13 protein-coding genes are annotated in these 12,017 nt (G+C 30.2%); 11 read left to right on the top strand and 2 right to left on the bottom strand.

Annotated features, from left to right (window positions below; translation table 11 throughout):
• Positions 1 to 201: 201 nt before the first annotated feature.
• Positions 202 to 666, bottom strand: coding sequence for a hypothetical protein (locus bsdE14_RS22370; RefSeq protein ID WP_309298131.1), 465 nt, complete (start codon positions 664 to 666; stop codon positions 202 to 204).
• A gap of 341 nt (positions 667 to 1,007) precedes the next feature.
• Here bsdE14_RS22370 and bsdE14_RS21585 point away from each other — a divergent pair, with 341 nt between their 5' ends.
• Entirely contained in the window at positions 1,008 to 1,580 is a 573-nt protein-coding gene (locus bsdE14_RS21585) for a phosphatase PAP2 family protein (RefSeq protein WP_264852091.1), read from the top strand.
• Positions 1,581 to 1,666: 86 nt separating this feature from the next.
• Here bsdE14_RS21585 and bsdE14_RS21580 read toward each other — a convergent pair whose 3' ends face one another.
• Positions 1,667 to 2,566 carry an AraC family transcriptional regulator gene (locus bsdE14_RS21580; RefSeq protein ID WP_264852090.1) on the bottom strand — a complete coding sequence of 300 codons (900 nt, stop codon included), beginning with the start codon at positions 2,564 to 2,566 and terminating at the stop codon, positions 1,667 to 1,669.
• A gap of 152 nt (positions 2,567 to 2,718) precedes the next feature.
• Here bsdE14_RS21580 and bsdE14_RS21575 point away from each other — a divergent pair, with 152 nt between their 5' ends.
• From bsdE14_RS21575 to bsdE14_RS21530, 10 genes are all read left to right on the top strand, one after another.
• Positions 2,719 to 5,073: a glycoside hydrolase family 31 protein gene (locus tag bsdE14_RS21575; protein ID WP_264852089.1), complete on the top strand. Its 2,355-nt coding sequence runs from the start codon at positions 2,719 to 2,721 to the stop codon at positions 5,071 to 5,073.
• A 267-nt stretch (positions 5,074 to 5,340) separates the two neighbouring features.
• Positions 5,341 to 6,702 carry an MATE family efflux transporter gene (locus bsdE14_RS21570; protein ID WP_264852088.1) on the top strand — a complete coding sequence of 454 codons (1,362 nt, stop codon included), beginning with the start codon at positions 5,341 to 5,343 and terminating at the stop codon, positions 6,700 to 6,702.
• 81 nt (positions 6,703 to 6,783) lie between these two features.
• A complete protein-coding gene (locus bsdE14_RS21565) occupies positions 6,784 to 7,833 on the top strand; it encodes a DUF4474 domain-containing protein (protein WP_264852086.1) in 1,050 nt (349 codons plus the stop codon).
• A gap of 113 nt (positions 7,834 to 7,946) precedes the next feature.
• The gene (locus tag bsdE14_RS21560; RefSeq protein WP_264852085.1) at positions 7,947 to 8,843 is read left to right on the top strand and encodes a metallophosphoesterase; all 897 of its coding nucleotides are present in this window, start codon (positions 7,947 to 7,949) and stop codon (positions 8,841 to 8,843) included.
• A gap of 138 nt (positions 8,844 to 8,981) precedes the next feature.
• Positions 8,982 to 9,746, top strand: a complete 765-nt coding sequence (locus tag bsdE14_RS21555; RefSeq protein WP_264852084.1) for a MerR family transcriptional regulator — start codon at positions 8,982 to 8,984, stop codon at positions 9,744 to 9,746.
• 175 nt (positions 9,747 to 9,921) lie between these two features.
• Positions 9,922 to 10,053: a hypothetical protein gene (locus bsdE14_RS21550; protein ID WP_264852083.1), complete on the top strand. Its 132-nt coding sequence runs from the start codon at positions 9,922 to 9,924 to the stop codon at positions 10,051 to 10,053.
• 159 nt (positions 10,054 to 10,212) lie between these two features.
• On the top strand, positions 10,213 to 10,347 hold the full coding sequence (locus bsdE14_RS21545) for a hypothetical protein (RefSeq protein WP_264852082.1): 135 nt from the start codon (positions 10,213 to 10,215) through the stop codon (positions 10,345 to 10,347).
• 33 nt (positions 10,348 to 10,380) lie between these two features.
• On the top strand, positions 10,381 to 10,545 hold the full coding sequence (locus bsdE14_RS21540; RefSeq protein WP_264852081.1) for a hypothetical protein: 165 nt from the start codon (positions 10,381 to 10,383) through the stop codon (positions 10,543 to 10,545).
• A gap of 193 nt (positions 10,546 to 10,738) precedes the next feature.
• A complete protein-coding gene (locus tag bsdE14_RS21535) occupies positions 10,739 to 10,876 on the top strand; it encodes a hypothetical protein (RefSeq protein WP_264852080.1) in 138 nt (45 codons plus the stop codon).
• 146 nt (positions 10,877 to 11,022) lie between these two features.
• Positions 11,023 to 12,015, top strand: a complete 993-nt coding sequence (locus bsdE14_RS21530; protein WP_264852079.1) for an asparaginase — start codon at positions 11,023 to 11,025, stop codon at positions 12,013 to 12,015.
• Positions 12,016 to 12,017 lie beyond the last annotated feature (2 nt).

Below are 12,017 nucleotides of genomic sequence, written 5' to 3'. Positions count from 1 at the left end.
TGTGGATTCGGTAATATATTCGGGAACGGATTTGGGGGAAGCTGGATTATAATTTTTATAATTATAATAATTGTACTAAATGGAAACAATAGAAGAAGTTCTTGTTAAAAATGAGCCTAGGTCTTGCCTAGGCTATTTTATATTTATATAAAATAGCACGCTAAAAAGCGTGCTATTAAACAATGGTAATTAAAAAATTATCTAATATTGATGATAGTGCATATATTCACTTGGTCTATGTTGAGGATAACCATAGAAGAAAAACGGTATAAAATAAGGATTAAAATAAGGTGGATAATATGGTCTTGGTCTGTGATGGTAATAGTTTGGACGGTTATGATAATTGTAATAATGCTGTCTTAACATTTCATCGTCTTGGTCAGTATCTCTATTATAACATTTTGTATCACTAGATGATTTCATATGCTCCTGATACATCATAGGATTTTCATGCATCATATGTTGTTGGTGCATCATAGGACATTGGTGCATCATTGGACACTGATGCATCATAGGGCATTCCATGTAATCCATTTCCATTTCTTCACATTCATCTTCATGTTTGTGGTGCTTATGACGGTTGTCATCTAATTCAGGGTCTTGAAAATTAATGTCATTATTATTAAGTTCAGGGTCCAATTCCTCGCTGTTATTTCTAAAATACATTGCTTACCTCCAATAAACTTAACTCACAATAATATAATATGGAGTAAGAAAAAAAGTGTTACATGATTGTAATAATATTTATTAGTTTGATTGTAAATATAAGTTTAAATTTTTACAAAACTACAACTAGTTTATATTGATTATTTGTGATAAACTGAATTACAATATAATTTCCTATTTTACAATTAAATTTTTTAATATAAATATAAGCTTTTTTTAATCTAAAATTAATATAAAACAATTATAATGTTTTATAAAAGAAGAATTAAAGCAAGAAAAAGCAATTGAGAATATAATACGTTTTGCTTTATTGTAATTATACAGAGTTAAGGGGTGATTATATGTATTATAACCTTCAAAAAAAGATAAATAACTTTGATAACTATATATTACTTGCTATAAGGAAGCATCTAAACAATAAATTTTTTGATGGCATAATGCCTATAATTACTAGTCTAGGAAATTTAGGAGCTATATGGATAGCTATATCCATAGTTTTATTCTTAAATGATTCCAATAGAATGACTGGATATATAGTAATATTAACATTGCTAATAAGTACATTAATTGGAGAAGGAGTAATAAAACATATAGTTAGAAGGGACAGGCCTTGCAGTGCAAGTTTTAAGGAGCTGTTAGTTTCCAAGCCGATTACCTATTCGTTTCCATCAGGGCATACACTTTCATCATTTGCTTCTGCCAGTGTATTATCAATGTATTTTTCACAATACAGAATAATATTTTTATTTATTGCATTTTTGATAGCTGTATCAAGGTTGTATTTATATGTTCATTATCCTACCGATGTTTTAGCAGGGATAATTTTAGGCGTATTGTGTTCTAAGTTGGTTATATTTATTATACAAAGCAATTACTTAACAAAATTCATGGTATATTGCAGCAGAATTTTATAGTATATATTAGTCTTATAATAGATATAACATAAGAGGTAGAGGGTTAAATGATAATAATCATTTAACCCTCTAAAATTTATTTAAGCTTATTTTATAATGTTTTGATTTTTATATTTTTTATATTTACTAGGTGTATAGTTCTTATACTGCTTAAATTTTTTGATAAAATAGCTGAAGTTATCAAAACCTGCCTCGTAACATATGTCTAATATCTTTTTATCTTCCATTTCAATTAATTTAGCAGCTTGTTCAATTTTAAATTCATTAATAAATTCTACTGGGGTTTTACCTGTATTGGCCTTGAAAAACCTGCAAAAATACTGTGGGTTCATGTTTACTTCCTGAGCTAAATCTTCAATATATATTTTATTATTATAGTTACATTGTATATAATACAATAATTTTTTTATTATAGTAATTTTATAGTTAATTGAAGACTTGGAGGTGTCTTTACATATGAGAAATTTATTTTCCCTTGCTGTAAGTGAAATGATTTTGTACAAGCAAGCCTTTATATCTAGTTCCCAGCCTATATATTGGGAATCATAAATCTCTAAAGTTTTTTTTACCTTTGCAATTATTTTACCTCCCCAAATAGAACTTTCGTCAACTATGGTTGGAAATCTATACTGTCCATTTAGTAAAGGCGAGATATAAGTGCTTTGGCAGTAGTCAAAGCAGGAACTGCTTAAAAAGTTTAAATCAAATAATACTGCATGATGTACTGTAACCTCATTATTAATAAATGCAGCGGAATGAAGTTGACCGCTATTTATTATTATGCACTGACCATCAGATACTTCGTACTGTACGGTATCAATTGTAAAAATTAAGGAACCCTTTTCCACATAGATTATTTCAACTTCATTATGCCAATGTAAATAAAGTGTGTATTTTTTTAACTGTTGATGGTAGATATAAAATGGGATTACAGAAATTCCTCTATCTACAGTTTCTTTTAAATTATTTTTATCAGTATAAGCCAATTAATCACCTACTTAGTATTAGAATGTCAAAATAGTGTTATTTATAGCTAAAATAAAGCAAGCTTTAATAAAAATAAAAATTTATAATATTAATATAAGGTTTATAAAATAAAAAAACAAGTTGTAGGAATAAAAAATGCAGGAGTGATAATATGTTTGGTAAAATAAAAAGTTATAGTATTGAAGAAAATAAAGTATTTTTTGTTTTTGAAGAAAATGTTGGAAGAATTGAAGTTATAAATCCATGGGTTATAAATATTTTTTCACCTTTAAAATACAACGATCACTATTCAAGAGCTATTGAAAATTTAGAGCTTCAACCTGGAAGTTTTACTGTAGAAGAAAAGAATTGTTGTGTTGAGATTAGAACTGAAACATTAATAGTTCGAGTATGCGACAATTTTAAAGTTAATTTTTATGATAAGAATGGAACAAAACTTTGTGAAGATTATGAATTCACAAGAGAACCCTTTATAAGAAGAGGGTACGGAAATATTCTTGAAGAAGAAGGACATAAGTCAGAAAAAAATAGTGACAGCCATAAAATAGAGATAATAAAAAGGCTTTATGGAGACGAAAAGTTTTATGGACTTGGGGATAAAACTGGTCATTTAAATAAAAGAGGATATTCTTATGAAATGTGGAATACTGATGATCCTAGTCCTCATGTAGAAAGTTACAAATCATTGTATAAATCAATTCCGTTTTTTATTACACTACGTGAAAATTGTGTTTTTGGTATATTCTTTGATAATACATATAAGAGTTATTTTGATATGGGAAAAGAAAATGAAAATTATTATTATTTTGGAGCAGATGATGGAAATTTAGATTATTATTTTATAGGTGGCAATAACATTAGAGATATATTATTAAGTTATACAAATTTAACAGGAAAAACCCCACTTCCTCAAATTTGGACATTAGGATATCAACAGAGTAGATGGGGTTACGCTCCAGAGAGTAGGGTTAAGGAAATAGCTGAGGAAATTAGAAAAAAAGATATTCCCTGTGATGTTATACATCTTGATATTGATTATATGGACAAATATAAAGTATTCACATGGGATAAAAGCAGATTCCCAGATGAAAAGAAAACTTTGAGTGAGCTTAAACAGGATGGATTTAAAGTAGTCACAATTATTGATCCAGGTGTTAAGAAGGAAACAGGTTATGAAATTTATGATAGGGGTTTAGAGAATAAATACTTCGCAACTGACAAGGACGGATTAACTTATGTAAATAAAGTTTGGCCCGGGGATGCTGTTTTTCCAGACTTCTCTCAGATAAAAGCGAGAACTTGGTGGGCGGACAATCAAAAGCTAATGTTAGAAGCTGGGGTAGCTGGTATTTGGAATGATATGAATGAACCAGCAAGCTTTAATGGACCACTACCAGATGATGTTCAATTTGAAAATGAAGGCAGAAATACGAATCATAGAGAAATTCATAATGTATATGGCCATTTGATGTCAAAAGCAACTTATGAAGGAATAAAAAAATATAGTTCAAAAAGGCCCTTTGTAATTACAAGAGCTGCTTACGCAGGAACTCAAAAGTATTCAACTGTTTGGACAGGAGATAATCAAAGCTTTTGGGAACATTTAAGAATGTCTGTACCTATGCTTTTAAATTTAGGATTAAGTGGATTTAGTTTTTGCGGTACAGATGTGGGGGGATTCAGCTTTGATTGTACTGGTGAACTGTTATCAAGGTGGGTACAGATAGGGTGCTTCACACCACTATTTAGAAACCACTCTTGTGCTCATACTAGGGATCAAGAGCCTTGGGCATTTGATGAAGAAACTTTAAGTATAAATAGGAAATATATAAAACTTAGATACAGATTACTGCCATATTTATATGATTTGATGTGGAATGGAGAAAATACTGGGCTTCCAGTTATGAGGCCGTTAGTTCTGCATTATGAACATGACAATAATGTTAAAGAAATAAATGATGAGTTTTTATTTGGAGAAAATATTCTTGTAGCGCCAATACTTGAACAAGGAAAGAATTTTAGAGCAGTATATTTACCAGAAGGGCAGTGGATTGATTACTGGACAAAGGAAAAATATAAAGGAAAGCAGATTGTTCTTAAAGAAGCACCAATTGATATTTGTCCGATTTATATTAAACAAGGAAGCATAATTCCTAATTACCCAGATCAGAATTATATCGGAGAAATCAAGGTGAAGGAATTGATACTTGATATTTACGAAGGTAATGGTATATATAGCCATTATTTAGATGACGGAGAAAGTTTTAATTATAAAAATGGTGAATATTCACTGTACGAATTCAAAAAAGTTTCAAATGCTGAAGAAGTAATTCAAATTAGGAAGGTACATACAGGATTTGAAGGTTATGAAACTTTTAAGGTGATTTTCAATAAAATAGCAGTAAATGAAGTGTTGTTTAATGACAAAAAAGTAGAATTTACACAAGGTAGTAACAGCATAGAATTCATAATCCCAGCGGTTGAAGGAACAATTATTATAAGATAATATATTAATAAAACACATATATGTATTCTGCACCACCTATAAAAAATGGGTGGTGCTGATTTTTTAGCTAATTCATATTAATATATAAAATGTTTATATATAAGCTTAAAATTATTAAACAGATTTATTTTTGTCTACTATCTTTTGATCTATATAAAAAAGTATATAGTTGTTATCAATAATTAATATTTTTATTATATTATTATGTATGCTATAATTCAATTGATTAAAAAGGCATAAGATAAATCATTGTTAGGAGATGGATTTATGAAGGGTGATATGACAGAAGGAAGCACATCTAAAATTCTAATTACCTTTGCTATACCTATGGTTTTAGGCAATATATTTCAACAGTTATATAATACTACAGATGCAATAATAGTTGGCAGATTGATTGGGAAAAATGCATTAGCCTCAGTTGGTGTAGCAAACCCAATTATGTCAATTGCAATATTTTTCATATTTGGAATTTGTATTGGTACTTCAGTTCTTATGTCTCAGCTTTTTGGTGCAGGGAAATATAATGCTTTAAAGAGAGAAGTTTCCACAGCATTAATTGTTGGAACATTATTCTCTATAGCAATGTCTATTATTTGCATTCTTCTATCAAGGTGGATACTTACTGTTACAGGTACCCCAGAAGAAATTTTAAATGATGCAGATATATATTTAAAAATAATATTTGGAGGATTAATTTTTTCGTTTTTATATAACTTCTATTCTTCTGCCTTGAGGGCAATAGGTGATTCAAAAACACCATTAATATTTTTGATTATTTCTTGTATTTTAAATGGTATCTTGTGTATAATTTTTGTTGTAGTTTTTAAGCTTGGAGTTGCTGGTTCAGCAATAGCAACTGTAATTGCTCAAGGGGTTTCTTCACTTTTATGTATAGCTTATATTTATATGAAGATACCTTTAATTAAGCTTAAGAAGAAAGAATACATAATAGACAAGCCACTATTAAGAAGAACTATTCAATATAGCTGGGTATCAGCCCTTCAGCAAACTTGTTTATATATTGGTAAACTATTAGTTCAAGGTGTAGTAAACCCCTTTGGAACAAATGCAATAGCGGCTTATAATTCAGTTACAAGAGTGGATGCTTTTTTATTATCACCTGGAGACAGCTTTGCAGCATCCGTAGCAACTTATTCCGCACAAAATAAGGGTGCTGGAAAAAAGGAGAGGATTGTAGAAGGATATAAAAAAAGCAATATTATAATTACTGTTTACTGCTTAATTACGGCAGTAATAGTATTTATATGGGCAGAAAAAATTATGAATCTATTTGTTGCAGCTTCTGAAAAACAGGTAATATCAATAGGGGTTCAGTATCTAAAAATAATGTCTGTTTTTTATGTTTTATCAGGATTTTGTAATATATTCCAGGGATTTTTTAGAGGCGTTGGTAAGCTTCGTATAACTTTAGTGGCTACATTAGGGCAAATATCTATAAGAGTTTTATTATCTTACTTATTAGCCCCCTATTTTGGGGTTCCAAGCGTATGCTATGGAATTGCAGTTGGTTGGATTTTTATGATTACGTATGAAGGTATTTCTCTTAGAAAGTATTTTAAGGATTCAGCTAAAGAAAATTTAAGCAGCAAAGAGATAATTACTGCATAATAATTATTTTTACAGTTTTTATAACATAATCATTCCATTTAGAATATTATGATACAAAATAATCTATTTGGGGTGATTTTTATGCTTTTTGCATTATGCTCAAGTATATTTAATTTATTAATAAGAGCTACAGTAACAGCGGCATCTTTTCAGATACAAGCCTTTGAAGAAAAAATCTCCTATAATTGGATTCTTGTACTTGTAATTTCCATTTTAGTATTTGCAGGTTTGTTTGCTTTTATAATATATCGAGGTGTGCCGCAAAGATTCCATGGTATAGCTGCAATAAAAGCACTGTTCAATGGAAAAAATGGCCTTGATGATGATTCGTTGAATAATGCAATAGAGGCAGCCGGCTACTCATATGATCCTCTTCAAGATATATTTTATTCCAATATGGATCCTTGGCAAAAAGATCATGGTTACTGCCGCCTTTATGATGAAGCAGCAGCACCTTGGGGGATGATTATTGACTGTGAACCAATTACCTTTGAATATGAAGGTAAAAGATGGCTAATTGAATTTTGGAAAGGCCAATATGACATGACAACAGGAGCAGAAATAGGGATTTATACAACAGAGGGACCTGATTTAAATATTCCTGGAATTTTTAATGGAACCTTCTATCATTCAGCAAGTGATGAAGATAGACTTGAAATGGCATTTGTTTTAAAAAAGAATGGTAAAGCGTTATTCTCAAGAAGAGGCAGACATTGGTGGCTTACTGGCTTTAAATTGGGAGAGTACTCAGAACCATGGGAATTAACTTTGATACTAACTATTACCTTAAAAGATAAAAAAATGCTTAGTGCATTTATTGATGGACTAAAGAATGCAGGTTATTCAGAAAAGGAAATTGTCATAAATGGATTTAATGTAAGTTTAAAATTCAAAGAACCGCGCACACCTCAACCATTTACACGAACCAAGGAAACGGATAAACTAATACAAAAGAAAAATAAACTTTTATGTGATAAATATCAAGAAATAACTGCAGGTTATAATAAATTCCCGGACAAATTAAAAGCCCTACAGCAAAAAGCGCCTGATATCTACGAAATGTTGGGGAAGGTTGGAAAACCAAAAGGAATATATGATAAATATGAAAAGATTAAAAGTTATATCGATTAAAAATGCTAAGGCAGGAAGAGTATTCCTGCCATTGTCATATTTATTGCGTTCTTTTTAATATTCATAGGAATATATTGTAATATAGTAAGATTAATTATAATGGTAGGGGGAAAATGAGTAGATTAAAATGCATAACTAAGGTCTTTGAGTCAGCTGAGCAAATACCATTTGATAATTCTTCAAGAATAGTATTAATAAGTGACTGTCATAGAGGAGATGGAAACTGGGCAGATGATTTTTCGAAAAACCAAAATCTATATTATGCTGCTTTAACATATTATTATAATCAAAAATATATCTATATAGAACTAGGTGATGGAGATGAACTATGGGAAAATAAAAGCTTCTATGACATTGTGCACATTCATAGTGACGCATTTTCATTACTAAAAAGATTCTATAATGAAGAAAGAGCTTATTTTATTTATGGAAATCATGATATGGTAAAGAATAATAATAATTTTGTAAAAAATAATCTATATGAATACTATGATGAACGCCAGAAAAGAAATGTTCCTCTATTTGAAAATATAAAGTTACATGAAGGTTTAATATTAAGACACAAAGTAACTAATGATAAGATTCTTTTAATTCACGGACACCAAGTAGATTATTTAAATAGCACGCTATGGAAAATAAGCAGATTTTTAGTTAGGTACTTGTGGAAACCTCTTGAATCTTATGGAGTAAATGATCCTACAAGTGCTGCAAAAAACTATGAAAAGAAAGAGGCAGTAGGAAAAAAACTTACTGAATGGGTAATAAAAGAGAAGCATGTACTAATAGCCGGACATACTCACAGACCAATTTTTCCTGAAACTAATGAGCCTCCATATTTTAATGATGGAAGCTGTGTTCACCCTAGATGTATAACAGCTATAGAAATTAACTATGGAAATATTTCTCTAGTGAAATGGACTATGAAAACCAAATTTGATGGTACATTGTTTATTGGCAGGGAAGTTTTAGCTGGACCAAAAAAACTTCAAGATTATTTTAAGTATAAATAGGGTGCTAAAATTAACTATGAATATAGTATTTAAGACTTGCTTTTATAGTGAGTCTTTTTGTTTACTAATTATTTAAAATATTTTATTGACATTGACGCAGCGTAAAGGTGTATAGTTAAATTGTCAGGAGGCGGTAACATGGAATATACAGTGCAAAAGCTTAGTAAACTGGCTGGTGTCAGCACTCGTACTTTGAGGTATTATGATGAAATAGGAATTCTAAAGCCGGCAAGAATTAACTCATCAGGATATCGCATATATGGACCTAAAGAGGTTGATACACTTCAGCAGATACTTTTTTATAAAGAATTAGGTGTAAATTTAGAAAGTATAAAAGAAATAATAAAAGCACCTTCTTTTGATGGAACAAGGGCACTAAAAGAACACCATGAAAAGCTTCTTGAAAAAAGAGAACAATTGGATATGTTAATAGCAAATGTAGAAAAAACAATAGCTTTAACGGAAGGGAGAATTAAGATGTCTGATATAGAAAAATTCGAAGGATTTAAACAAAAGCAAATTGATGAAAATGAAAAAAAATATGGTAAAGAAATACGTGAAAAGTATGGAGACGAAGCAGTAAACAAGTCAAATAATAAATTAAAGAATATGACTAAGGAAGAATATGATGAAATAACAGCACTTGGTAACGAAGTAATAGAAACTCTTGATGCAGCATTTAAAACTGGAGACCCAGCTGGTGAACTGGCTCAAAAGGCTGCAGATTTGCATCGTCAATGGTTGAGTTTTTACTGGGATAGTTATAGTAAGGAAGCGCACGCAGGAATTGCTCAGATGTATGTAAATGATGAAAGATTTACACAGTATTATGATAAGAAACAGTCAGGAACTGCAGAATTTTTGAAAGAAGCAATTATGATTTACACTGGAATGAATAAATAAAAGTTCTGTTTTATATTAATCTACAAAATGTGGATATTTTAAATAGCTTAGAGATAATAATGTAAGGCTACCTTAAATAGTACGGAGTATAATTTTAAATAATAACTAAATTATAATTTCACTAATTAAAGATAAATCATAGTATATAGTATAGTTAATTATCAGGAGGCAAATAATGTTTTTTGCTGTATTCTCAGTACTATTAATTGTAGCCATGGCTGTACTTTTAGGCTGTTGCAATGCTATTGAAGTATGCGATGATGCCAATAAATTAGCTGAAAGGCAAAATAATAAAGAAAAAAGGTAATTATTTTTACTTAAAGACCTGCAATCTTATCTGCAGGTCTTTAGTTTGTTAAAAATAAGCAGCATTAATAACCTAAATGCATATCTATTTTTATATTCTAGCATAAAAGAATGCCTAGTGGAGAAAATATAAGTGAAAGAGAAAGGAGTGTAATATAACATGCATAAAAATAGGTTAACTAATAAACAAAGAAGTGCAATGGGATTAAAAAGAACTGACAATGGAGAAATAAATCATAGTGCTGAAAAGGTTGCTTTTAATAGAAAAAATGATAATGTAAAACCGGAGCTATAAGGCTCTTTTTTAATAAAAGTAAGGAGTATTACTATGAGTAATAATAGGGTAAAAAAAATAAAAAGCAAGGCTGAAAATATAATTGCAAGTGAGATAAAGAAAAATTCTGAGAATGTTACAACAATAGCTAACAATCCAACTCCAAAATATGAAGCACCAGATAATCTGAAGCCTGATAGCACCATATTAGAAGACTAACAAATTAAGCTAAATAAATGGGAGGTATTATTATGACAAAGAGAGAAAAGGAACAAAGGAAAAAAAATAAAGAAGAAGATAGAGTTGATATGAAGGATGCAAGAGAAAATAAAGAAGTTAGAAGAAGAACTTTAAATGAAAAATTTTAGAAGGAACCTGATAGGTTCCTTTTAAAAACTGGTGGGTGATGTTTTTGCATAACATTAAGGATAAATCAAGATTATACATAACTGCTCCTAGAAACTATCTATTAAAGCAAACAATAAAGACAAATAAATATGATGAGCAATTAGAAAAAAATGATGATAAACTAAATTCAAAAAAAAGATGAATTTTTGCAAAATATATTGTAAAATATAAATTGAATGAAAGATAAGCTTCAATAAAAGTAAAATTTACAAATTTTAACGCGGGGGGTGAACAGCTGCCAGGAACGTAAATACCCTTAATTGTATTTGCTTTTTGGTAGTGTAATTTATGAAAAAAGTAGCTGTTGTATTTAATGGTGGAACTATATCTATGAAGGTAGACCCCAGAATAAAGGCTGCTGTGCCTTCTCTAACTGGTGAAGAAATAATGACTATGGTTACAGGTATAGAGGAATATGCACAGGTAGAATCATACTCTTTTTCAAATCTGCCAAGCCCACAAATGTCTCCTGAGACAATGCTTGAGTTATCAAAGTATATCCAAAATCTATTAAATAGAGAAGATATTTCAGGTGTAGTAGTAACACATGGTACAGATACTCTGGAGGAAACTGCATTTTTATTGGATTTAACAATCAAAAGTGAAAAACCTGTTGTAGTAACTGGTGCCATGAGAAATGGCTCAGAGCTTGGTTATGATGGACCATCAAATTTGGCTGCATCTATTTGTACTGTTATTTCAAATGAGTCAAAAAATAGAGGGGTTTTGGTTTGTTTAAATGATGAACTTAATTGTGCAAGCGAAGTTACAAAGTCAAACTCAATGAGCTTGGATACTTTTAAGAGTCCTAATTTTGGCCCTATAGGTATTGTTGATAGCAATGAAGTTATATTCTATAGGGACAGTATTAAAAAACAGCATATCGAAACAGATAAGATTGAAACAAATGTAGATTTAATAAAATGTGCAGCTGGAATGGACTCTAAAATAATAAATTATTGCATAGAGCAGGGCTCAAAGGGCTTTGTTATTGAAGCTTTAGGACGTGGAAATGTTCCTCCATTAATGGTAGAAGGAATACATAAGGCTATTAATCAGGGGATTCCAGTAGTGTTAGTTTCTAGATGCTTTCAAGGAAGAGTCCTGGATTCTTATGGTTACCACGGAGGTGGAAAGGAATTAAGAAACCTAGGAGTTATCTTTGGTGACAATTTACCAGGGCAAAAGGCAAGAATTAAGCTTATGCTTGCTTTAGGTAAGACAACTAATATTAATGAAATAAAAGACATTTTTGAGTCAGGTTTTTATCATAAATTTTAAGA

The sequence above is a fragment of the Clostridium omnivorum genome (assembly GCF_026012015.1).
Taxonomy (GTDB): Bacteria; Bacillota; Clostridia; order Clostridiales; family Clostridiaceae; genus Clostridium_AX; species Clostridium_AX omnivorum.
The sequence above is the reverse complement of the archived record's forward strand: the minus strand, read 5'-3'. Positions and strand labels throughout refer to the sequence as shown.